Annotated in this window: 20 protein-coding genes; 3 read left to right on the forward strand and 17 right to left on the reverse strand. The window is 69.4% G+C overall.

Annotated elements, in window-relative coordinates:
- Positions 1 to 2: 2 nt before the first annotated feature.
- From ACSQ9E_RS18350 to ACSQ9E_RS18365, 4 genes are all read right to left on the reverse strand, one after another.
- Positions 3 to 896 carry an ABC transporter permease gene (locus ACSQ9E_RS18350; protein WP_057263804.1) on the reverse strand — a complete coding sequence of 298 codons (894 nt, stop codon included), beginning with the start codon at positions 894 to 896 and terminating at the stop codon, positions 3 to 5.
- A 37-nt stretch (positions 897 to 933) separates the two neighbouring features.
- Positions 934 to 1,848 (reverse strand): ABC transporter permease, encoded by a 915-nt coding sequence (locus tag ACSQ9E_RS18355; RefSeq protein ID WP_436218761.1) that lies wholly within the window; start codon positions 1,846 to 1,848, stop codon positions 934 to 936.
- 100 nt (positions 1,849 to 1,948) lie between these two features.
- Positions 1,949 to 3,241 (reverse strand): ABC transporter substrate-binding protein, encoded by a 1,293-nt coding sequence (locus ACSQ9E_RS18360; protein ID WP_436218762.1) that lies wholly within the window; start codon positions 3,239 to 3,241, stop codon positions 1,949 to 1,951.
- 70 nt (positions 3,242 to 3,311) lie between these two features.
- Positions 3,312 to 4,412 (reverse strand): ABC transporter ATP-binding protein, encoded by a 1,101-nt coding sequence (locus tag ACSQ9E_RS18365; protein ID WP_436218763.1) that lies wholly within the window; start codon positions 4,410 to 4,412, stop codon positions 3,312 to 3,314.
- A gap of 265 nt (positions 4,413 to 4,677) precedes the next feature.
- Between ACSQ9E_RS18365 and ACSQ9E_RS18370 the strand changes: the two genes are divergently transcribed.
- Entirely contained in the window at positions 4,678 to 5,811 is a 1,134-nt protein-coding gene (locus tag ACSQ9E_RS18370) for a GGDEF domain-containing protein (RefSeq protein ID WP_436218764.1), read from the forward strand.
- Here ACSQ9E_RS18370 and ACSQ9E_RS18375 read toward each other — a convergent pair.
- The 3 genes from ACSQ9E_RS18375 to ACSQ9E_RS18385 are packed head-to-tail and all read right to left on the reverse strand — an operon-like array spanning position 5,793 to position 8,852.
- A complete protein-coding gene (locus ACSQ9E_RS18375) occupies positions 5,793 to 6,668 on the reverse strand; it encodes an HpcH/HpaI aldolase/citrate lyase family protein (RefSeq protein WP_436218765.1) in 876 nt (291 codons plus the stop codon). The genes ACSQ9E_RS18370 and ACSQ9E_RS18375 overlap by 19 nt on opposite strands.
- Positions 6,668 to 7,849 (reverse strand): CaiB/BaiF CoA transferase family protein, encoded by a 1,182-nt coding sequence (locus ACSQ9E_RS18380; protein WP_436218766.1) that lies wholly within the window; start codon positions 7,847 to 7,849, stop codon positions 6,668 to 6,670. The genes ACSQ9E_RS18375 and ACSQ9E_RS18380 overlap by 1 nt, the downstream gene beginning before the upstream one ends.
- Positions 7,850 to 7,865: 16 nt before the next feature.
- Positions 7,866 to 8,852, reverse strand: coding sequence for a tripartite tricarboxylate transporter substrate binding protein (locus tag ACSQ9E_RS18385; protein WP_436218767.1), 987 nt, complete (start codon positions 8,850 to 8,852; stop codon positions 7,866 to 7,868).
- A 135-nt stretch (positions 8,853 to 8,987) separates the two neighbouring features.
- On the opposite strand from ACSQ9E_RS18385, the gene ACSQ9E_RS18390 reads away from it, so the two are divergent.
- Both ACSQ9E_RS18390 and ACSQ9E_RS18395 read left to right on the forward strand, forming a co-directional pair.
- Positions 8,988 to 9,920, forward strand: a complete 933-nt coding sequence (locus tag ACSQ9E_RS18390; protein ID WP_436218768.1) for a LysR family transcriptional regulator — start codon at positions 8,988 to 8,990, stop codon at positions 9,918 to 9,920.
- 146 nt (positions 9,921 to 10,066) lie between these two features.
- On the forward strand, positions 10,067 to 11,155 hold the full coding sequence (locus ACSQ9E_RS18395; RefSeq protein ID WP_436218769.1) for an MBL fold metallo-hydrolase: 1,089 nt from the start codon (positions 10,067 to 10,069) through the stop codon (positions 11,153 to 11,155).
- Positions 11,156 to 11,167: 12 nt separating this feature from the next.
- On the opposite strand, the gene cobT is transcribed toward ACSQ9E_RS18395, so the two are convergent.
- From cobT to cobN, 10 genes are all read right to left on the reverse strand, one after another.
- Positions 11,168 to 12,223, reverse strand: a complete 1,056-nt coding sequence (cobT, locus tag ACSQ9E_RS18400) for a nicotinate-nucleotide--dimethylbenzimidazole phosphoribosyltransferase (RefSeq protein WP_436218770.1) — start codon at positions 12,221 to 12,223, stop codon at positions 11,168 to 11,170.
- Positions 12,224 to 12,250: 27 nt separating this feature from the next.
- Positions 12,251 to 13,711 (reverse strand): cobyric acid synthase, encoded by a 1,461-nt coding sequence (locus ACSQ9E_RS18405; RefSeq protein ID WP_436220236.1) that lies wholly within the window; start codon positions 13,709 to 13,711, stop codon positions 12,251 to 12,253.
- Between the two features lie 35 nt (positions 13,712 to 13,746).
- On the reverse strand, positions 13,747 to 14,139 hold the full coding sequence (locus tag ACSQ9E_RS18410; RefSeq protein ID WP_322593178.1) for a DUF3037 domain-containing protein: 393 nt from the start codon (positions 14,137 to 14,139) through the stop codon (positions 13,747 to 13,749).
- The gene (locus ACSQ9E_RS18415) at positions 14,126 to 14,911 is read right to left on the reverse strand and encodes a HipA family kinase (RefSeq protein ID WP_436218771.1); all 786 of its coding nucleotides are present in this window, start codon (positions 14,909 to 14,911) and stop codon (positions 14,126 to 14,128) included. Before ACSQ9E_RS18415 ends, ACSQ9E_RS18410 begins: the two co-directional genes overlap by 14 nt.
- Positions 14,908 to 15,963, reverse strand: coding sequence for an aminotransferase class I/II-fold pyridoxal phosphate-dependent enzyme (locus ACSQ9E_RS18420; protein ID WP_436218772.1), 1,056 nt, complete (start codon positions 15,961 to 15,963; stop codon positions 14,908 to 14,910). The genes ACSQ9E_RS18415 and ACSQ9E_RS18420 overlap by 4 nt, the downstream gene beginning before the upstream one ends.
- Before the next feature lie 11 nt (positions 15,964 to 15,974).
- Entirely contained in the window at positions 15,975 to 16,976 is a 1,002-nt protein-coding gene (cbiB, locus tag ACSQ9E_RS18425) for an adenosylcobinamide-phosphate synthase CbiB (RefSeq protein WP_436218773.1), read from the reverse strand.
- Positions 16,977 to 17,055: 79 nt separating this feature from the next.
- Complete coding sequence (locus tag ACSQ9E_RS18430) at positions 17,056 to 17,439, reverse strand: DUF1636 family protein (protein ID WP_057264334.1); 384 nt, start codon at positions 17,437 to 17,439, stop codon at positions 17,056 to 17,058.
- A gap of 39 nt (positions 17,440 to 17,478) precedes the next feature.
- Positions 17,479 to 18,198 carry a vWA domain-containing protein gene (locus tag ACSQ9E_RS18435; protein WP_436179097.1) on the reverse strand — a complete coding sequence of 240 codons (720 nt, stop codon included), beginning with the start codon at positions 18,196 to 18,198 and terminating at the stop codon, positions 17,479 to 17,481.
- Entirely contained in the window at positions 18,177 to 19,244 is a 1,068-nt protein-coding gene (locus ACSQ9E_RS18440; protein ID WP_436218774.1) for an ATP-binding protein, read from the reverse strand. Before ACSQ9E_RS18440 ends, ACSQ9E_RS18435 begins: the two co-directional genes overlap by 22 nt.
- The gene (gene cobN / locus ACSQ9E_RS18445) at positions 19,241 to 23,062 is read right to left on the reverse strand and encodes a cobaltochelatase subunit CobN (protein WP_436218775.1); all 3,822 of its coding nucleotides are present in this window, start codon (positions 23,060 to 23,062) and stop codon (positions 19,241 to 19,243) included. The genes ACSQ9E_RS18440 and cobN overlap by 4 nt, the downstream gene beginning before the upstream one ends.
- Between the last annotated feature and the right edge of the window lies 1 nt (position 23,063).

A 23,063-nucleotide genomic window follows, 5' to 3' on the forward strand; every position in this document is an offset into this window, starting at 1 on the left:
GCTCAGCCGGCCCGCCCTTTCTTGCGCTGGCCCAACGCCCACACCAGCGCCAGCGTGATGCCCATGACCACGAATGACACAACCGTGGTCAGCGTGCCCAGCGCGTAGATGGACGGCGTGGTCACCGTGCTGGTCAGGCCCTGCAGCTCCAGCGGCAGCGTGTTCACGTCGCCAATGGCCTGCGAGGTGCGAGCGATCTCGTCCCAGCTCAGGGTGAAGCCGAACATGCCGATGCCCACGACCGAGGGCGCGATCAGCGGCAGCACCACGTGGGCAAAGCCCTGCCAGGGGGTGGCACCCAGGTCGCGCGCCGCCTCTTCGTAGGCCGGGTTGAAGCGGTTGAACACCGCGAACATGATGAGCAGGCCAAACGGCAAGGTCCAGGTCAGGTGTGCGCCCAGGGCCGAGGTGAACAGACCCAGCGAGGTGCCGTAGCCCTCCAGCGTGCTCTCCATGCCCAGCCATTCGAGGGCGGCCTTGATGCCGTTGTCGATGAGCCGGAACTCCAGCCCGATGCCCAGCGAAACGATGATGGACGGCATGATCAGGCTGGCCACGACGATGAAGAACAGCGTGTTGCCACCCGCCAGCCGCTTGCGAAAGGCCAGGCCGGCCAGCACCGACAGCACCACCGTGCACAGCATCACCGCCACGCCCAGGCCCAGCGAGCGCCAGAGCGCCGCACCAATGTCCACCACGCCCAGCCCCTCGGCCAGCTTGTAGAACCAGTGCAACGAGACGCCGCGCATGGGGAAGGTGAGCCCGCCCTCGGGGCCCTGGAAGCTCAGGATGAAGATGACGAACATGGGCCCGTACATGAACAGCACGAACAGGCTGAACACGATGGCCAGCAGCCAGAAGCTGGCCGGGCGGGATTCGCGGATGCGGGCTTTCATGCGGGTGTCCTGTGGGGTTTGTCGGCAGCGTGTGGGATCACAGCTCTTTGCGGATGTCGACGAGCCTGGTCAGGCCCCAGATGATCATCAGCACCACCGCCAGCAGGATCACGGCGTTGGCTGCGGCCAGCGGAAACTGCAGGTACGAAGTCTGCACCTGGATGATCTTGCCGATGGAGGCGATCTGCTGGCCACCCATCACGCCGATGGTGACGAAGTCGCCCATGATGATGGTGATCACGAAGATCGAGCCGATGATGATGCCGGTGCGCGAGAGCGGGACGATCACGTTCCACAGCGTCTGCCAGCCACTGGCGCCGCTGTCGCTGGCCGCCTCGATGAGGCTGCGGTCGATGCGCATCATGCTGTTGAAGATGGGCACGATCATGAACATGGTGTACAGGTGCACGAAGGCCAGCACCACCGAGAAGTCCGAAAACAGCAGCCACTCGATGGGCTGATCGACCATGCCCATGCTGATCAGGCTCTGGTTCACCAGGCCGTTGCGCCCCAGCAGCGGAACCCACGAGATCATGCGGATCACGTTGGAGGTCCAGAACGGGATGGTGCACAGCACGAACAGCAGCGTCTGCATGCCCGACGAGCGCACATGGAAGGCCAGGAAATAGGCCACGGTGAAGCCGATCACCAGCGTGATCAGCCACACGAGAAAACTGAACTTGAGCGTGGAGTAATACGTCTTGAGCGTGACGCACAGGCCCTCTGACGTGTCGCCACAGCCCGCAAAGATCGAGATGTAGTTCTTGAACGTGAAGCCAGGCAAGAGCTCGTACTCGTTGAAATCCCAGAAGCTGACCATCACGATCAGCGCCAGCGGAATGAGGAAGAACAGCGCGAACACCAGCGTGAACGGCGCGGCCTGCCACCAGGCGGCAATGCCGCGCCCGGGGGCGGCGCTCGATGGCAGAGTCGGTGTGGTGGTGGTGCTCATGGTGTCTTGGAATAACCTGTGAAAGCCCTGCGCCGCGCGCAGGGCATGCCGCCCCCGCTCGGGGCAGCGGGGCACGCCCTGGCGGGCGTGACGGCCCCTCTTATGCAGCTACAAATTCATTCCATTTCTGGACCATGTAGTTGTTTTCGTCCATCAGTGCGTTCCAGCAGGCGATGCCGCCCATGCGCGACTCGTAGCTGCCGCCGTCGCGCACCGCGCCGGTCTTGGCCAGCACGTCACCATTGGGGCTCTTGATGTCCTGCGTGGCGGGCTTGCCTTCCATCCAGTAGGCCCACTCGTAGGCTTCCATCTTGGACTTGGCGGTCTCCAGCACGGCGCTGTAGTAGCCCTGGCGGTTCAGGTAGGCACCGGCCCAGCCATCGAGGAACCAGTTGATGAACTCGTAGGCGCCGTCGAGCTTGCGACCCGACAGCGTGGCCGGCAGGCCGAAGCCGGCGGCCCAGGCGCGGTAGCCTTCCTTCAGGGGCTGGAAGTTGCAGGCAATACCCTTGGTGCGCACGGCCGTGACGGCCGGGCTCCACATCGACTGGATCACCACCTCGCCCGACGCCATCAGGTTCACCGACTCGTTGAAGTCCTTCCACAGCGCGCGGAACTGGCCCTGCTTCTTGGCCTCGATCAGGGTCTTGATCGTGAGATCGATCTCCTTCTTGGTCATGTTGCCCTTGTCGGGGTACTTGTAGATACCCATGGCCTCGACCACCATGGCGGCGTCCATGATGCCGATGGAGGGGATGTTCAGGATCGCGGTCTTGCCCTTGAACTCGGGGTTGAGCAGCTCGGCCCAGGAGTTGATGGGGCGCTTGATCAGGTCGGGGCGAATGCCCAGCGTGTCAGCGTTGTACACGGTGGGGATCAGCGACATGAACTGCGTGGGCGCGGTCGCGAACTTCTTGGACTTCTCGCCTTCCAGGTAGATCACCTTCTTGGGCGCGGTGCCCTGGTCGCCCACGGCCTTGCCGGCCACCATGCCGTTGGTGAACAGCGTGGTGATCTTGTCGGCGTTCTTGATGCGCTTGGTGTCAATGCCCTTGAGGTTGCCCGTGGGCACGATCTTCTTGAGCGAGAAGTATTCGGTGTCGATCAGGTCGAAGCTGTTGGGCGCGGTCACGGCGCGCTTGGTCACGTCGTCGGTGGTCACGGCCACGTACTGGATCTCGATGCCGGTGTCGGCCTTGAACTTCTCGGCAATGGCCTTGTCCTGGTTCACCGCCGTGCCCAGGTAGCGCAGCACGATCTTTTCCTGCGAGTGAACGGCCGGGAACACGCCAGCGGCCAGGATGCCCGCCGTGCCCTTGAGCAGCGAGCGGCGCTGCACGCCGGTGGTGTCAGAGGCTACAGCGGGGGAATCGGCACGAGAGTCGTCGGACATGGGAGAGCTCCTTGGTTTGCAAAGTGGAGGGGTGGAAACAGACAGCGGACAACGAAAGAAAGAGGAAAACTCAGGCCGGCACGGCCTGGGCAGTGGCCGTCACCACGGGCGCGGACACAGGCACCGCCTGCGGGGAGAGGGGATGGGCCTGCTCGGGCGTCCAGTGCAACTGCACCGCCTGCCCCACCGCATAGGGCTGTGCGGCAAAAGCGGCTTCGGAGACCATCACCGAGTAGGCGGCCGTGGCATTCGCCGACAGGGCCACGCCCTGCTTTTGCAGGCCCAGCAGCACGTAGGTGCCCTGGTACTCCACATCGGTCACCACGGCCTGCATGTGCAGGGCGCCCCAGGGCAGCGGCGTGCCCTGCGGCAGCACCTGCAGGTGGTCGGTGCGCACGCCGACCTTGCCGCCCTCCGTATCGATCACGTTGTGGCCGCCCATGAAGCGCGCCACGAATTCGCTGGCAGGCCGGTTGTAGACCTCGTGCGGTGAGCCCACCTGCTCGATCACGCCGTGGTTCATCACCACCATGGTGTCGGCCAGGGCCATGGCCTCTTCCTGCGAGTGGGTCACATGGATGAAGGTCAGGCCCAGCTCCTTTTGCCAGCGGCGCAACTCGGCACGCATCTGGATGCGCAAGAAGGGGTCCAGCGCCGACAAGGGCTCATCGAGCAGCAGCACGCGCGGCTGGGTGATCAGGGCGCGGGCCAGCGCCACGCGCTGCTGCTGCCCGCCCGAGAGCTCGGCCGGCTTGCGCTCGGCCAGGTGGCCCATGGCCACGCGCTCCAGCAGATCCCGCGCCTTGGCCTGGCGCTCAGCCTTGGCCACGCCCTTCATCTTGAGGCTGAAGGCCACGTTGTCCAGCGCCGAAAGGTGCGGGAACAGCGCGAAGCTCTGGAACATCATGGCCGTGCCGCGCGCGGCGGCGGGCAGGTCGGTGATGTTGCGGTTTTCGAGCAATATGTCGCCGCTGGTCACCGATTCGTGCCCGGCGATCATGCGCAGCGTGGTGCTCTTGCCGCAGCCCGAAGGCCCCAGCAGGCAGCAGTAGCTGCCGCTGGCGATACGCAGGTCGATGGCGTCCACGGCGGGCTTGCCGCTGGCGTAGCGCTTGGTGAGCGCCACGATCTCGATGGCGGCCGGGGGCTGGGCAGGCGTGGTGTCTTGCATGCCAGGGTCTACGCAATCCACGTGCCAGCTTTTGCGCACAATGTTTCTGGCAATTTGTATACAAAATGCACCGACATCGTGCGCAACCACGCCTGCCAGGGGCTTGCGGCACCAAAAACGAACGTCGCGCTCCGGCCACATACGCCATTCGGCACCATCTGCGCACACTGGACAAAGGCCCATGCTGCCCGGTCGCTGGCTATACTGGCCAGTCGCAGAAACATTTCTTTACGAGGCGCCCCCCGTCCCACCGCAGTACTGCAGGATGACGAATCTCGACCCTCGCTCCATGATCGCCCTGGCGGGATTCATGTCCGCCCTGATGGCCATCGTGCTGGCCTGCATGCGGCGCTATTACCCGGCCCACATCCGGGGCATCGGCTCGTGGGCGGCGGCACCGGTGTTCTGGCTGGCATCCACCGCCCTCTTCAGCGCGCGCGGCCTGCTGCCCGACTGGATGAGTCTGGTGGGGGCCAACATGCTGCTGGTGCTGGGCACCATCACCTACTACATGGGTACCCGCGCCTTTCTGGGGCATGCGCACACCTGGCGCATCTGGGGCGGGGTGCTGGCCGTGTGCTTCGGGGTTTTCACCTGGCTGTCCTTCGGCTGGCCCAACTACAGCGTGCGGCTCTCCTTCTTCACGCTGGTGATGTCCTGCATCTACGGCGCCCAGTTGCGCTTTCTATTGCGCCACGGGGGCAGCAACTTCCCCGTGCGGCTGGTGGAGGTGGTGCTGGTGCTGCACCTCGCCGTGCTGCTGGTGCGGCTTGGCTCCATCTTCGCGGGGTTCGCGGGCGACAACCTCATGGAGCCATCGGTCTACCAGAACCTGTACATCGGCGCCTACGCGCTCACGGTGCTCATGCTCTCCATCGGCGCGCTGCTCATGGCCACCGACCGGCTGCGCACCGAACTCGAACACCTGGCCACACACGACTCGCTGACCCCGGCGCTCAACCGGCGCGCGCTGCTGCAGCGCTGTGAAGAAGAACTGGAGCGCGCGCGCCGCTACGGCGGCGGCCCCTCGCTGATGATGCTGGACCTGGACCATTTCAAGGCCGTGAACGACAGCTGCGGCCACCAGCATGGCGATGCGGTGCTGGTCCACTTCGTGCAGCGCACCCTGTCCGTGCTGCGCACGCCCGACCGCATGGGCCGCTATGGCGGCGAAGAGTTCATGGTGGTGCTGCCCGGCACCGATGCCGTCGCGGCGCTCAACGTGGCCCGGCGCATCCACGCCACGCTGGCCGTAGGCCACCCGCTCGATTGCCGGGTGAGCATCGGCCTGACGCAATGGAGCGGCCCCGGCGACACGCTGGACGCCATGCTCACGCGCGCCGACCAGGCGCTTTACCAAGCCAAGGCACAGGGGCGCAATCAGACTGCCGTCGGCTGATCCCCTGCGCGGGCCAGCAGGCGCGCCGCCAGCGCCAACACCGGCGCGTCGACCATGCGGCCGTCGAGCCGGAACACCGCCCCGCCATGCGCAGGCGCTTCGTCCAGCACGCGGCGCGCCCACGCGAGCGCGGCAGGGTCGGGCGCAAAGGCGGCCTGCACAGGCGCCACCTGCGCAGGGTGAATGCACAGCTTGCCGCCAAAGCCCATGCGCCGGCTGCGCGCCGTGTCCTCGGCCAGGCGCGCCAGGTCGTCGGTGGCCGTGGTCACACCATCCACCGGCGCGGCCAGCCCGGCGCGGCGCGAGGCGCGCACCAGCGCCAAGCGCACGGGCAGCAGCTCGGCCTCGTCGGCAGCGCATTCCAGCCCCAAGTCCACCTGGAAGTCGAGGTGGCCAAACGCCAGCCGCACCACCTGCGGCGCCTGGGCCAGTGCATCCAGCGCATCCAGCCCCGCATTCGATTCGACCAGCGGCACCAGCAGTCCTTGCGGGCCCAGCGCCTGGGCCACGGCGGCCAGCGCCACTGACGACTCGGCCTTGGCCAGCATGGCACCGGCCAGGCCCAGGGCCACGCAGGCGGCCACGGCCGCCACGTCGTCGCTGTGCCAGGGTGTGCCGACGGCATTGGTGCGCACCAGCAGGCGCGCGCGCTGCACTGGGTCCAGGGCCTTCACGGCGGCCAGCATGGCCGTGCGCGCGGCCGCCTTTTCATCGGGCGCCACCGCGTCTTCCAGGTCCACGACCACCGCACCTGCGCCGCTGGCCAGGGCCTTGGCGATGCGCTCGGGCCGGGTGGCGGGCACGAAGAGGAAGGCCGTCGCGCGGGCCATTGCCTGGTGGGTGGACGGCACTGCCATCAGATGGCCTTGCTGGCGCGCAGCGCCGCCAGGTGCCCCTCCCCACGCCCCAGCGAGCGCAGGATGGCCTCGGTGTGCTCACCCACGGCGGGTATCGGGTCCATGCGGTAGTCGAAGCTGCTGTGCGCGCCGGGCGGCAGCAAAGCGTCGAGCGGCCCTTCGGGCGTGTCCACCTGCTGCACGCGGCCGCGCGCCTGCAACTGCGGGTGCGCCCAGACTTCGGCCATGGTGTTCATGCGCGCGTTGGCAATGCGCGCCGCTTCCAGCCGCTCGATGACCTGCGCGGCCGTGAGCGTGCCGAACACGGCGAGGATCAGGGCCCGGAGTTCGGCCCGGTGCGCGTTGCGCCGGGCATTGCTGTCAAAGCGCGGGTCGGCGGCCAACTGCGGCTGCAGCAGCACATGTTCGCAGAACAGCTTCCACTCGCGCTCGTTCTGCAGGCCCAGCATCACTGTGCTGCCATCGCCGGCCGGGAAGGGGCCATAGGGGTAGATGGTGGCATGCGATGCGGCATTGCGCGGCGGCGGCGTGGCGCCACCGTAGGCGTAGTACATCGGAAAGCCCATCCACTCGGCCAGCGATTCGAGCATGGAGACATCGATGCGCGAGCCCTGCCCCGTCTTCTCGCGCTGCATCAGCGCGGCCAGCACACCCGTGTAGGCGTACATGCCCGCCGCGATGTCGGCGATGGAGTTGCCCGACTTGCAGGGCTCCTCGGGCGTTCCGGTCACCGACAGGTAGCCCGCCTCGCTCTGGATCAGCAGGTCATACGCCTTCTTGTCGCGGTAGGGGCCATCGCTTCCATAGCCCGAGATGTCGCAGACGATGAGGCGCGGGTTGTGCTTGCTCAGCGCCTCCCACGACAGGCCCATGCGCGCGGTGGCGCCGGGCGCCAGGTTCTGCACCAGCACGTCGGCGCTAGCCAGCAGCTCCCACAGCACGGCCAGGGCCTCGGGCTGCTTGAGGTCCAGCGTGAGGCTTTCCTTGGAGCGGTTGACCCAGACGAAGTGCGAGGCCATGCCCTCTGCCCTTGTGTCGTAGTCGCGCGCAAAGTCGCCGCCGCCGGGGCGCTCGACCTTGATCACACGAGCGCCCAGATCGGCCAGCTGGCGGGTGCAGAACGGGGCGGCGATCGCATGCTCGAGCGACACCACGGTGATGTGGTCCAGGGGGCGGGTCATTGGCTGGCTCCCGTGCTCAGTCGACTGTCGCGCCGGAGGTCTTGACCACCTTGGCCCACTTGGCCAGGTCCTCCTGCAACAGCGCGGCGAATTGCTCCGGCGTGGTCTTGGGCGCGATCTCCACGCCCTGCGCCTCCAGGCGCTCGCGCAGGTCCTTGGCGGCCATGCCCGTGGCCATGCCGTCCTGCAGCTTGGTCTGGATGTCAGCCGGCAGGCCCGCGGGCGCGAACAGTCCGATCCACAGCGTGCCGTTGTAGCCGGCCACCGTTTCAGCGATGGTGGGCACGTCGGGCAGCACGGGGGAGCGCGTCGCGCCGCTCACGGCCAGCGCGCGCAGCTTGCCGGCCTTGATGTGCGCCAGGGCCGACGGCATGCTGGCGAACACCATCGGCAACTGCCCGCCCAGCACGTCGTTGATGGCCGGGGCCACGCCCTTGTAGGGCACATGCTGCAGCTGGATGCCGGCCATGCTGTTGAGCATTTCACCGAGCAGGTGGTTGAGCGTGCCATTGCCGGCCGATGCGTACTGGTAGTGGCCCGGCTTGGCCTTGGCCAAAGCCACCAGCTCGGCCATGTTTCGCGCCGGGAAGTCGGGGTTCACCAGCAGCACGTTGGGCACAGCACCGATCAGGCCCACGGGCTTGAAGTCCTTGACCGGATCAAACCCCGGGTTCTTGAAGAGGGCCGGGTTGATGGCCTGGCTGCTGCTGATGGTCATGAGCAGGGTGTAGCCGTCCTTGGGCGCCTTGGCCACGAACTGCGTGCCGATGTTGCCACCCGCACCGGGCCGGTTCTCCACCACGGTGGCGCCGCCCAGCACCTCGCCCAGCTTCTGGCTCACCAGGCGGCCCACGATATCGTTGGTGCCGCCGGCGGCCTGCGGCACGACCATCACAATGGGGCGGCTGGGGTAGCTGGCCTGGGCCGCGGCCCACAGGGGTGCGGCCAGCAGGGCAGCAAGGGCGGTACGGCGCGCGATGGCGCGGGGGGCGGCGAACTTCATGCGGTTTGTCTCCTTGGCGTGTTCTCGGATGAGCACGGATGTTCGCCGCCCCGGCGCCTGCGCACAATCACGCATTTCAGAACCAAGCCTTCGTCAAAACCGAAAGCTCGGCGGGCCACGCAGTACCATGGCGCCATGCAATTCGACCTGACCGACCTGCGCCTATTCGTGCTCACAGCCGAGCAAGGCGCCCTCTCCCGCGCCGCAGCGGCGCGGCACCTGTCGCTGGCAGCGGCCAGTGCGCGCATCAAGGCGCTGGAGCAGCAGGCGGGCATGCCGCTGCTGTACCGCGAAGCGCGCGGCATGCGCCCCACGCCTGCGGGCGAGGCCTTCTTGCACCACGCACGCGGCGTGCTGCGCCAGACCGAGCAGTTGCGCGCCGACCTGCAGGAGTACAGCGGCGGCCTGCCCGGCCATGTGCGGGTGTTCGCCAACACCACGGCGGTGACGGACTTCATGCCCGAGATCCTGCCCGCCTTCCTCGCGGCCAATCCGCGCGTGAACGTGGAGCTTCAGGAAAAACCGAATGCCGAGATCCCGCGCGGTGTGCTCGACGGGCGCGCCGACATCGGCATCGTCGCCGGCCAGGTGGACACGCTGGGCCTCACCGCCATCCACTTCAGCACCGACCGGCTGGCGCTGGTGGTGCCGCGTGGCCACCGTTTTGCGCGGCGCCGGCGCATGGCTTTTTCCGAAACGCTGGACGAGCCCATGGTGGGCATGCACCCGGCCAGCACGCTGCAGACCTTCCTGGCCCAGGTGACCGAGCAACTGGGCCAGCCGCAGAAGCTGCGCGTGCAGCTATCGAGCTTCGACGCCATGTGCCGCATGATCGGTGCCGGCGTGGGCATCGGCATCGTGCCCGAGAGCGCCGCCCGGCGCTACCTCGCCCCCATGGGCCTGGTGCTGATCGACCTGGAAGACGCCTGGAGCGTGCGCGAGCGCTACATCCTGGTGCGCGAGGAGGCGCGCATGCCGGCGTATGCGCAGTCGCTGATCGACCTGCTGTGTGCGCACCACCAGAAGCCGCTGGCACCTGCGCCCAAGGTACGCAAGCGGCGCTCCTGACAACCGTTGTCGCGCGCGATGATGGACCACGGCGGCTTTCAGATCGCTTTCTGACCCTGGCACGCGCCAACCCTGAAAGCAGATTGACAGCTTCACGTCCCTAGCCTTCAGGGCAGACGGTGATATTGCCGCGACCTGGAGACAAGATGAAACCCAAAAACTGGACCCGACTCGGGACGACCGGCGCGTGCCTTTCTGCCGCCCTTTTGCTGGCCTGCGGCGGATCCGACCCCGACCTGCCCGAAAACATGCGCATGACCTGGTTCGGCATCACCAACTGGCACTACCAGATTGGCGATACCGGCATCCTGGTTGACGGCGAGACGATCTCGGACTTCACCGCCAACCCTACCGCCAACACCCCATCCGTGGCCAAGGCCCTGCAGGCCATCAAGATGCGCGGAGGCATCGACGCCATCCTCGTCGGCCACGAACATGGGGACCATGGCGTGCAGGTCCCCGAGTGGGCCCGGCAAACGGGCAAGCCGGTCTATGCCCCTGCAGCGGTCTGCAGTGCCATGGCCAAGGTGGGCCTGCCCGCCAGCCAGTGCACCACGCTCAAGGGCGGCGAGACAGTGCGCATGAACGACGCCGTCACCATCCGCGTGGTGCGCTGGGTGCACAGCGTCTCGGGCTGCACGGCCTTTGGCAACGGCACCAACGACCCGGAGACCTTCGGCTTCCTGGTCAGCGCGAAGACCCGCGCCCGCGCCGAGCCGCTGCAGCTGTTCGTGTCCGACAGCGGTGCCGGCGGCAAGGACCTGACCACCCCGCGCGTGGCCAATGGCGTGACCTACGGCTCGCCCTTGGACAACCTCAAGGCCGCCATGGCGGCTGCGGGCGCGACCAGCCTGGACCTGTGGCAGGGCGGGCCGGAGTCACGCGTGGTGACGCAGGCGCGCATCGTCGTGCCCGAGTTCAAGGTCAAGACATTCATGCCCCACCACCTCGGTGTGCGGGCCAACTCAGTGTCAGAGTTCAAGCTTGAGTACGGTCTGCACTTCCCCTACGATCCCAACGAGCAGCCCCTGCTGCGCGACTTCCTCGCGTCAGCCAAGGTGCCACAGGTGGTGCCGGTCAACTACTGGGATGCGTGGATCTTCGACGCGCAGGGGGTGAAGGTGACCGATAGCGCGAACCAGAAGGCCGTCTACGGCTTGCCCGCGACGGGACCTGGCCCCGGCCGACAGGGGGAGAATCCGCGCGCCGGCCAGCTCGAATGCGCGGGGGACTGAGCGGCCCCCGGCTCAGCTGCGGTTGTCCACCCCTGCGGATTCAAAACTGGCCATCTCGGCCAGCACCGCGCAGGCCGATTGCAGCAGCGGCCAGGCCAGCGCCGCGCCCGAGCCTTCGCCCAGGCGCAGGCCCAGATCCAGCAGGGGCTCGGCCTGCATCTGCGCCAGCATCAGGCTGTGGCCGCGCTCGCCCGAGCGGTGCGCAAAAACGCAGCGCTGCAGCACGGCCGGCTGCAGGCGGCTGGCCACCAGCACGGCGGCGCTGGTGATGAAGCCATCGACGACGATGACCCGGCGCTCGGCCGCGGCCTGCAGCACGATGCCCACCAGGGTGGCCACCTCGTAGCCGCCCAGGGCGGCCAGCGCATCCAGAGGATTGGTGGCCTCGGCATTCACGTCCATGGCCTGCTGCAGCACGGCGCGCTTGCGCGCTATGCCGGCGGCGTCCAGGCCCGTGCCTGCGCCCGTCACCTCGGTCAGGGGCAGGCCGGCCAGGCGCGCCAGCAGCAGCGAGGCCACCGAGGTGTTGGCAATGCCCATCTCGCCCAGCAGCAGCGCATTGCCTGGCAGGCCGCGCACCACCTCCATGCCATTGGCGATGGCCTGGCCGCACTGCTCAGCCGTCATGGCCGGGCCCGCCGACGCGTCGGCCGTGCCGGGCGCGACCTTGCGCACCAGCAGCCGCGGCGCACCCGGGGGCGTATCGCGCTCGGCAATCGGCTTGGCCACGCCGCAGTCCACCACCGTGAGGGCCAGGCCGTGCTGGCGTGCGAGCACGCTCACGGCCGCGCCGCCGGTCAGGAAGTTCTCCACCATCTGCCAGGTCACGTCGCTCGGAAAGGCCGACACGCCGCGCGCGGCGATGCCGTGGTCACCCGCGCAGACCAGCATCTGCGGCTGCACCAACTGGGGCGCCTCGGTGCCCAGCACCTGGCCGATGCGCAGCGCCAGCGCTTCGAGCCGGCCCAGCGAGCCCAGGGGCTTGGTCTTGAAGTCGAGGATGTGCTGCAGGCGCGCCGTGAGGGGGGCGTCGGTGATGTCGGCGATGGTGGGGATAGAGAGGGACATGGGTTCGTCAGACAAAGGAAAGTGAATTCAGGCCACAAGTGCGCTCAATACGCCGGGTTCGAAATGGGCATCCACCGTGCGGGCCAGGCCCTCCATCACGGCGTCGAGCGTGGGAACGGGGGCCGCGCCCTCGCGGCCAAACAAGGCCTGCAGCGCGGCGGGGTCTTCGAGCAGGCCGTGCAGGTACAGGCCGAGCACATTGCCCGCGCCGTTCTGCCAGGCCAGGCCAGGCACTACCTCGCGCGCCACGTCGCCACCGGCCGCCATGGCCGGGTGCTGTGCGGTCTGGCCGTGGTGGATCTCGTAGCCGCTGGCCTCGACGCCCGACAGTGCCGCCCAGGCACCCTGCAGCGTACCGAAGCGCGCGGTGGTGCGGCGCACGGTCTTGGCGGGCTCGAAGGTGGTGACCAGGGGCAGCAGGCCGAGACCTGGCGCGTTGCCGTCGATGCCAGCGGTGTCGATCAGTGCCTCGCCCAGCATCTGCAGGCCGCCGCACACGCCGAGCACACTGCCGCCCTGCCCCGCATGCGCAGCAATGGCCTCATCGAGCCCTTGCGCACGCAGCCAGGCCAGGTCGGCCGCAGTGGCCTTGGAGCCGGGCAGGATGACCCAGTCGGTAGCCTTCAGTCCTGCCAGCCCGGCGGGGCTGCGCACCCACACCAGGCGCACGCCGGGCACGTTCTTGAGCGGCTGGAATTCGTCGAGGTTGCTGATGCGGGGGTAGGCAATCACGGCCACCGTCGTGTGCACGGCCCCTCCCGCGGTGCTGCGGTCGTCGAACACGCCGTCTTCCTCGGGCAGGCCGTGGTGCCATTGCATGGGGATGGTGGCCACGGTGGGCACGCCGGTCAGCTCCTGCAGCATCTGCGGCGCGGGCGCGAGCAGCGTGGCATCGCCGCGAAAGCGGTTGAGCACGAAACCGTAGATCAGCGCGCGCTCGTCCTCGGGCAGCAGGGCCCAGGTGCCGTACAGGTGGGCAAAGGCGCCGCCCCGGTCGATGTCGGTCACCAGCAGGCAGCGTGCGCCGCCGTGGCGCGCCACGCGCATGTTGACCACATCGCTGGCGTGCAGGTTGATCTCGGCGGGCGAGCCTGCCCCTTCGATCACCACCACGTCGTTCTCGGCGCGCAGCGCGTCGAGCGCGGCGGCGATCTGTGGCCAAACGCGCTCGCTGCGGCCACGCCAGGGCAGCGCCGTGAGCTCGGCGCTCACCTGGCCCATCAGCACCACCTGGCTGTGGGTGTCGGCCTCGGGCTTGAGCAGCAGCGGGTTCATGCGCACGTCGGGCACGGTGCGCGCAGCAATCGCCTGGAAATACTGGGCACTGCCGATCTCACCATGGCCGTGGTCGCTGGCGACCACGCGCGCGTTGTTGCTCATGTTCTGCGCCTTGAAGGGCGCGACCTTGTAGCCCTGGTTGCAGTACCAGCGGCACAGCGCCGTGGCCAGCCAGCTCTTGCCGGCGCCGCTGGTGGTGCCAAGCACCATCACGCAGCGTGCCAGGCGGGGGAGGTTGGAAGCGCTCAAGGCAAAGGCCGCACCATGCGGTCCATGATGTGTTCGAGCGCCGCCGCCGCGTCGGTGCAGCGCCCGGTGTGCGCCGGCGAGGTCTGGATGATGGCACTGCGCCTGGCCGTGAGCCAGTGAAAGCGCTGGCGAAAAGGCAGCTGCGCAATCGGTCCGCAGCCCGCGTCGCCCGCGCAGATGGCGACGATGGCCGCCAAGTGGCGGCGCACGGTGTCGATGTCCACATGCGGGTCCATCGCCAGCAGGCGCTCCTCATCCAGGGCAATGGCGGCCTGCAGGAAGCCGCTCTTCTGGCACGAGAGGATCACGCCGGCGTTGATGAATTCCTCGCGCTCCACGCGCGGCACCACGCGCACGATGGCGTAGTCGTACACCTCAGCCGCGTGCATCGATGGCTCCTTTCAGCCAGGCCTCGCGCCCTTCCAGGCGGGCGCAGAAGTGGTCCACATAGGCCTGGCGGTGGCTGGCCGGTGCAGCCAGCGGGCCTTCTGTGTGCTCGGCACCGGCGATGGCCAGGAACTCGTCGGGCACATCAGCCAGGATGCCGGCAAGCACCTCGCGCGTGAGCAGCGCCGCCAGCTCGCCATCCACCTGGGCCAGCGCCGAGGCCTGGGGCAGCAGCACATGGTCGGCAATCGGCGGGAAAGGCTTGGCCGGCTGCGCCACCGCGCCGTTCCAGGCATGGTGGAAGGTGAGCGAGGCACCATGGTCGATGAGCCAGGGCTTCCTGTGCCACATGAGCAGGTTGGTGTTGCGCGCCGTGCGGTCCACATTGGCCACCAGGGCATCGAACCACACCAGGCGCGAGGCGAACTCGTCGCTGACCATGTCCACCGCGGGATCGAAGTTGAGCGCGCCCGACAGGTAGTCGAGGCCCACATTGAGGCCGCCGCTGGCGCGCACCAGGTCCTGGATCTCGGGGTCGGGCTCGGTCTGGGCCAGGCCCGTGTCGAGCCCGGCGAGCACGATCTCGGGGATGGGCAGGCCCAGCGCCTGGGCAATGCCGCCCGAGATCATCTCGGCCAGCAGGGCGCGCACGCCCTGCCCTGCGCCACGGAACTTGAGCACGTACAGCCCCAGGTCGTCGCCTTCGACCACGGCGGGCATGGAGCCGCCTTCACGCAGCGGCGTGACATAGCGGGTGACGGTGATGGTTCTCATCGGGGGGTGATCTCCTTGGGTTGTGCACCAGATCGTACGGCCATGGCGGCGGGCCATGCGGCGCGCAAGGCATCTTGCGCCCCCGGTGCCAGCACGCCCATGCGCACGGCGCCGGGCAGGCCGAACGAGGCGGCATCGCGCAGCTTGATGCCCGCCGCACGCAGGGCCGCCAGCGCATCGGATAGATCGGCACAGGCAGGCTGCGCGCAGAAATAGTTGGCCAGGCTGCCCGCATGCACGCCCCAGCCCAGGTCCATGCACAGGGTGAGCTGGCGCTGCTTCCAGTCGCGCAGGGTAGCAAGGCTGTGTACCAGCCAGCGCTGCACATCGGGCTGCACCCATGCCTGCAGCAGGGCCACGCCATGCGCGCCCACGGCCCATGAGGGGGCCAAGGCCAGCAGCGCCTGCACCTCGTCCTCGGCGCCCTCGGGCGCCACGGCATAGGCGGCGCGCACGCCCGTCAGGCCCAGGGCCTTGTTGGGGGTCCACAGCTGCCAGCAGGGCATGGGCGGCAGTGCGGGCGAGCCGGCCCAGGGGCCCATGCCATCGGCTTCCAGGCGCAGCGGGGCGTAGGCGCAGTCGAGCACGCGCAGCGTGGCGCCGCCGTCTGCCGGGGCATGCGCCCACTCGCGCAGGGCAGCGTCCTCCCGACCCAGCGGGCTCGATGGCTCGCAGGCCCATTGCAGCCCAGGTGCGGCGCCTGCCGAACGCACCAGCGCGAGCCCGCGCGCCTGCGCGGCCTGGGCATAGTCGCCGTAACTGTGCAACGGCAGGCCCACCTGCACGGCACCCTGCTGCACCGCCAGCGCCGTGACGCGGTGGATGAACTCGCTGGAGCTGGCCGCCAGCACGATGCGCTCGGCCGCTACGCCATGAAAGACGCCAAGCGCCTCCCGCAGCGCCGTGTAATGCGGGTCGGGGTAGCGCGTGGCATCGGCCTGCTGCACGGCCTGCAGGGCCTCGGGGCAAGGGCCGCAGGCATTGCTGTTGGTAGAGAAATCGTGCACCGGCGCCCCAAGCGCATCGGGGCCGCCATGGGGGTGCGGTGGCATGGCCTGCAAGCTCATGCACCTACCCATGCAGACACGATGGTGATCAGCAGGTGGGCGCCCACTGCCAACGGGATCAGCGACAGCGCCACCAGCGAGCCGAGCTTGGCCGCGCGCCGGGTATCGAGCGGACCGGGGTCGCGTGCACTGGCATTGAGCACATACACCCCGGGTTTGCCGAGCCGCACGCCCAGCGCCAGCGCCATGGCCGCCATGGGCCAGCCGCTGTTGGGCGACGGCGTGCGGCGCGCCTGGCGTGCCAGGGTGGCCGGCGGCAGGCCGCGCGCCAGCACGGCGAGCAGCAATGCGGTGATGCGTGCGGGCAGCCACGAGAGCACGTCGTCTGCGCGCGCAGCCCACTTGCCGGCCCACTGCCAGTAGCGCCCGCCGCGCATGCCGGGGTAGCCCCACATGGCATCGGCCGTATTGGCCAGGCGGTACAGCGCTGCGCCCGGCAGGCCCAGCAGCACGAACCAGAACAGCGGCGCCACGACCGAATCGTTGAGGTTCTCGGCCAGCGACTCGATGGCCGACTCGCGCACCTGCTCGGCCGTGAGTTCGCTCACGTCGCGGCTCACCAGGCGCGCCAGTTGCGCGCGTCCCTCGGGCAGCGAGCGGGCCAGGGCTGCCTCCACGGCCAGCACCTCGTCGTGCAGCATGCGCCAGGACAACATCGGCTTGAGCAACACCCCCAGCAGCGCTGCCGCGATCACGTCATGAAAGCGCAGCGCCAGCCACTGCAGGCCCCAAGCCGCGGCCATCACTACACCCGCAAGCACGCACCAGGCCAGCGCCATGCACCAGAAGGCCCTGAAATCGCGCGGCACGGGCGCCAGCGGCGCCCAGCGCTCGCCGCACCAGTGCAGGGCCTTGCCCATCCACACCACGGGGTGCGCGGCCACCGGCGGCTCGCCGCGCCACCAGTCGAGGGCCAGGGCCACGAAGGGCACCCAGATCAGCACGCGCAGGGCATCCCAATGCATGCCAGGCAGCAGCAGATCGATCAGACCGAGCATGGGCCCTCCGGCAGTGACAGAGCACTGGTGCGGGGAGCGTCAAGGCAATACATCATGGCGGCACGCATGGTACAGAGAGTCAGGCCGTGAAGGGCGGCAGCCGGGCCACGATGCCACTCTTGAGGCGCGCGGGCCGCTCGTTGCGGTTGAGCATGCCGTCGCTGGCGCGGGCGTGCATGGCGCCGCACTCCAGCACATGGCGCGCCGTTTCTTCGTCGGGCTGGAGGTCGCCGAACACGAAGGTGTGCTTGCCAGGGGCCTGGAAGGCGACCGAGCAGGCGCGCCCGCAACTGCTCAGGCAGGCCACGCCGCGCACGCGCACCTGGGCCCAGGCGCCGGTGTCGTCTTCGAGCTGGGCCACCTGCACGGCCTCAAACAGCAGCTCACCGTCGGCCGGCAACTCGCGCGAGGCGCCGGCCGGGCGGCAGGTGGTGCAGACGATCACGTCAGTGGGGAATGGCATCGGGGATGCGGTGTCGGACATCAGGAAAAGCTCGTGGTTCTAGGAGGAAAGGGGTTCGGGCAGGCGGTGCTCCGCCTGCCAGCGCTGGGCCCAGGCGGCACACCGCCCCACGGGCCGCAGCGGATCGTCGAAATCCACGACCACAACATGCGTGGCCGCAGCGGGCGCGGCGGGCTGTTCCAGCGTGCGGCCATCGGTCAGCAGCCACAGGCACGAGGGTGCGCCCGCGCCGCGCTGGCGCCGCGTGGTGCGCAGCAAGCGCTCGGCCTCGGCCAGGCCCGCCGCCAGGGGTGTGCCACCACCGCCGCCCAGCGGGCGCACGCGGGCCGTGCCGGCCGTGCGTGCGGGGCCGGGGGGGAGCAGCAGCTCCACGCCCTGGCCGCCGAAGCACAGCAGGGCCACGTCGTCGCCCGCGCGCGCGGCCTGCTCGATCAGGCGTGCCGCATAGCCCTTGGCCCAGGCCAGGCGCCCGCCCTGGCGCATGGAGCCCGAGGTGTCGAGGGCGATCAGGTGCAGGCAGGGCTGCACGGCGCTGGAGGGTCGGCGCCGCAAATGCGCGGCCTGCAGGCGCGCCGAGCCCTTGGCCACCAACGTGCGCAGCCAATCGATGCCCGCGCCCTCTGGGTCGGCAGGCCGGACCACGGCGTGCGGCGTGCGCAGCCAGGCATTGCGAGGGGCTTGCCACCGCCAGCCTGCACTTGTCTTGGTTGAACCAGGAGAGCGCGGGCCGGGGTGGCTCAGGCTTTTTTTGGCGGCCACGCTCCCGTGCTGCGCACGCGCGCCATGGGTTGGGGCTCGGGCGGCAGTGCGCCCCAGTCGCCCTCGGGTGCGCTCTGCGACGAGGCGGGGCCCTGCCCACTGGTAAGCGATGGTTTGGACGAGGAAGGCGGCGGTGGCTGCGTAGCGCCCGAAGGGGGAGCAGAACCTGCGGAATTTTCCGTTCGGCGGTGCGCCAGCGCCAGCTCGGCCACGGCATCCACATGCGCCAGACCCACACTGTCGGCCTGCTCCAGGGCAGCCAGCGCCCGTGCCGCACGCAGCATCACCAGGTCGGCGCGGATACCGTCCACCCCGGCGGCCAGGGCCAGATTCGCGGCATGCTGCACCACGGCGTCGGTCCACTGCAGGCTTGCCAGCGCGGCGCGGGCGCGCGCCACCGACGCCGCCAATTCGGCCTGCGCAGCGGCATGCCGCGCCACCACGGCCGCGGGGTCGGCATCGAAGGCCAGGCGGGCGCGCACGATGGCCTGGCGCTGGGCCGCATCGGCCGGGTTGTGCAGGGCCACCGACAGGCCGAAGCGGTCCAGCAGTTGGGGGCGCAGCTCGCCCTCCTCCGGGTTCATGGTGCCCACCAGCACGAAGCGCGCCGCATGCTGGTGCGACACGCCATCACGCTCCACCGTGTTCACGCCGCTGGCGGCCACGTCGAGCAGCGAATCCACCAGCGCATCAGGCAGCAGATTGACCTCGTCCACATAGAGCACGCCGCCATGTGCACGCGCCACCAGGCCGGGCGCCAGGCGCACCTGGCCGTCGCGCAGCACGTCTTCGATGTTCAGCGTGCCCACCAGTTGCTCCAGGCTGGCGGCCAGGGGCAGCGTGACGAAAGGCGCATCGGGCAGCAGCGCCGCCAGCGCGCGCGCCGAGGTGGACTTGGCCGTGCCGCGCGGGCCGCTGATGAGCACCCCGCCCATGCCGGGGTCGATGGCGGCCAGCAGCAGCGCGCGCTGCAGGGCCTCGTGGCCGACCAGGGCGGTGAAGGGGAACGCAGTGGCGGGCACAGGGGACAAAGAAAAAGCGGTCATGGCAAGGGTCCTTCGCCCTGGGTTTCGAGACGGTGTTCGAGTTCCAGCAGGTGCTGCTCGATGCGCTCGCGGTGCTCGCCGGGCTCGGCCCACAGGCCGCGCTGCATGGCTTCGAGCAAACGCTCGCCGATTCCGCGCAGGGCCAGCGGGTTGTGCTGCTGCAGAAAATCGCGCGTGGCGTCGTCGTGCAGGTAGGCGTCGGCCACCAGTGCGTACTGGTGATCGCCCACCACGCCGGTGGTCGCGTCGAAGGCGAACAGGTAGTCCACCGTGGCCGCCATCTCGAACGCGCCCTTGTAGCCGTGGCGCTTGACGCCATCGATCCACTTGGGGTTGACGGCCCGGGCACGCACCACGCGCGCCACCTCTTCACTGAGGGTGCGGATGCGCGGCACCCCGGGCGTGCTGAAGTCGCCGTGGTACAGCGCGGCCGGCGCGCCGGCCAGGTGCTGCACGGCCGCAGCCATGCCGCCCTGGAACTGGTAGTAGTCGTCCGAGTCGAGGATGTCGTGCTCGCGGTTGTCCTGGTTGTGCAGCACCGCGTCCACCGCCGCCAGGCGCTGCTCGAAAGCCGCGCGCGCCGCCTCGCCGTGCCCACCCTGGCCGTAGGCGAAGGCGCCCGCACGCAGGTAAGCCTGGGCCAGGTCGTCCGAGGTGATCCAGCGGCCGCTGGCCATCACCTCCTGCAGGCCGGCGCCGTAGCCGCCGGGACGCGGGCCGAACACGCGCCAAGTGGCACGGCGCTGTGCATCCTCAGTGGCCATGCCTTGCGCTTCGGCTTCAGCCGCCTCACGCCGCACGCGGGCGCGGATGGGGTTCACGTCGTCGGGCTCATCGTCTTCGGGGATGGCGGCCACGGCGCGCACTGCCGTGTCGAACAGGTCGATCACGCCCGGAAAGGCATCGCGGAAAAAGCCCGACACGCGCAGCGTCACGTCGATGCGCGGGCGGTTGCGTATCGCCATGGGCAGCACCTCGATGTCCACCACGCGGTGGCTGCCGGGCGCCCACTTGGGCCGCACGCCCAGCAGGGCGAAGGCCTGGCCGATGTCCTCGCCGCCCGTGCGCATGGTGCTGGTGCCCCAGACCGACAGGCCCACCGCGGTGGGAAAGCTGCCATGGTCCTGCAAATGGCGCTCCACCACGCGGTCCGCCGCCAGCGCGCCCATGCCGTAGGCGGTGGGTGTGGGCACGGCGCGCGTGTCCACCGAATAGAAGTTGCGGCCCGTGGGCAGCACGTCGGGCCGGCCGCGCGAAGGGGCACCGCTGGGGCCCGGCGGCACGAAGCGGCCGGCCAAGCCGCGCAGCAACTGGGCCATCTCGTTCGGGCCGCAGGCATCGAGCCGGGGCGCCAGCACCGTGCGCATGCGCGCCAGCACCTGCGCGCTGTGCGGCCACTGCACGGAGTCCATGGGCGGGCCTGCGATGCGGCCCGCGCCGTCCACCGCCAGGTGCTGCTCTACGCATTGCGCGGCGAGCTTTTCGAGCCGCTCGCGTGTGTGGCCCACATGGCGCCAGGGTTCATCGGCCAGGGCCTGCAACACCTCGGGCTGCGGGCCGGTCCAGGGCGCCGCCCACTCGGGGTTCAACGGGTCGAAGTCGCCCAAGCCCAGGTCGCGGGCCAGCGCCACGAGCAGGCTGCCCTGCCCTGGCGCCGAGCCGCCTGGAAAGCGCGCCAGCGCGACCAGCGTGTCGGTGCGCTGGCGCGCCTGCGGCGAGCGCCCCAGGATATGCAGGCCGTCGCGGATCTGCGACTCCTTGATCTCGCACAGGTAGGCGTCGAGCCGGCCGAGCAGGGCTTCGCGCTGCGCGTCGTCGGCCGGTGGCGCAAAGCCCAGTTCCTGGTGCAGCCGGTGCTGCAGCACCTGGTCGAGGATGCTCTGGCGCAGTAGCCTGGCGCGGCGCGGGTCGAGCGACAGGGCTTCGTAGTATTCGTCCATCGCCCGCTCAAGCTGCTGCAGCGGGCCGTAGGTTTCGGCGCGCGTGAGCGCGGGCATCAGGTGGTCGATGATGACGGCCTGCGTGCGCCGCTTGGCCTGGCTGCCCTCGCCCGGGTCGTTGACGATGAAGGGGTACAGGTGGGGCAGAGGGCCCAGGATGGCATCGGGCCAGCAGGCGGCGCCCAGCGCCACGCTCTTGCCCGGTAGCCATTCGAGATTGCCGTGCTTGCCCACGTGCACCACGGCATCCACCGCGAACACGCGGCGCAGCCAGAAGTAGAAAGCCAGGTAGCCGTGCGTGGGCACCAGGTCGGCATCGTGGTAGGTGGCCACCAGGTCCAGGTCGCGGCCACGCGCAGGCTGTATGCCCACGAAGACGTTGCCCAGGCGAATTCCCGGCACCATGAAGCGGCCGCTGCGCACGATGGGGTCTGCGCCGGGCGGGCCCCACAGGGCGTTCACCGCGTCCTGGCTGGCCTGCGGCAGGGCGCCGAAGTCGGCCAGGTAGTCGGCCATGGCCAGGCTCTGGCCCGCAGGGCGGTCGGCATTGGCATCGAGGTTGTTGGTCACGCCCTCCACCAGCTGCGCGATCAGCGCATCGCCGCCCTCGGGCAGCTCGCCCGTGGTGTAGCCGGCATCGCGCAGCGCCTGCAGGATGAGCACGGTGGAAGCCGGTGTATCCAGGCCCACGCCGTTGGCCAGGCGCGCATCGTCGTTGGGGTAGTTGGCCAGGATGAGCGCCACACGCTTGCCCACATGCGGCTTGCTGCGCAGCACGCACCAGCGGCGCGCCAGCTCGGCCACGAAGGCGATGCGCTCGGGTTCGGGCTGGTAGCGCACCACGTCGACCTCGGTGCGCTCGCAGCGCCAGGCCAGGCCCTTGAAGCTGATGGCGCGTGCGCCGATGCGCCCGTCGACCTCGGGCAGCACCACCTGCATGGCCAGGTCGCGCGGCGCCAGGCCATGCGGGTCGGCCTGCCACTGCTCTTGCGAGCAGCCGGCGGTGATGAGCTGCAGCACCGGTGCATCGCCGGCGAGGGCGACCGCTGACGCGTCCTCGTCGTCACGGCCGTCGATGGAGGCCACGGCAAAGCTCGTGGCGTTGAGCACCACGCCCACGCCCTGCTCTGCGGCCATGCACTGCAGCGCGGCCAGGCTCTCGGGGTTCTTGAGCGAATCGACGGCCACGGCCAGGGTGTTGAGCCCCGCCTGCGCCAGCGCTGCCTGCATGGCATCGAACACCGCCGTGTTGCCCGACTGCAGGTGGGCACGGTAGAACACCAGCATCGCCACCGGCGCACCCGGTACCCAGGGCGCAGCCGCAGCCGGTGTGTAGGCCATCACCGGCGGCAGCGGCCGGGGCGGAGGTGGACGCGGCCCCCTGCCGAAGGCCGCATGGCCGATCAGCGCGAAGAAGGCCAGCGCGTTGTCGCGCCCGCCCTCGCGCAGGCAGCGCCACAGTTGGTGGCAGTCCTCGGGGGAGGCGGTGCTGCGCATCAAGAGCTGGGGGTCTTCGACGTTGTCGCCCGAGAACAGCGCCAGCCACTGGCCGCGCTTGCCGGCCAGCGACATCGCCTGTTCGACCACATAGGCCCAGTCGCTCGGGCTGCCCAGGTGGTCGATGACGACCACGCGCGCATGGCGCAGCACGTCGTCCACGTACATGTCGGTGGAGGCCGGCTGGCGCAGCCACATCAGGTTGGCCAGGCGCACGCGGGGGAAATCATCCCCCAGGCTGGCTGCAGCGTCGGACAGCAGTGACAGCGTGGTGTCGGCCGCGCTCAGGATGACGATGTCGCCGGGCGTCTGCTCCACGCGCACCAGGCCCTGGCCCCCGTCCTCGACGTAGCCACCCGGTCGCGTGGAAAGCAGATGCATG

Origin of the sequence: Acidovorax sp. LjRoot118 (assembly GCF_964253575.1) — a bacterium.
Lineage (GTDB): Bacteria > Pseudomonadota > Gammaproteobacteria > Burkholderiales > Burkholderiaceae_C > Acidovorax.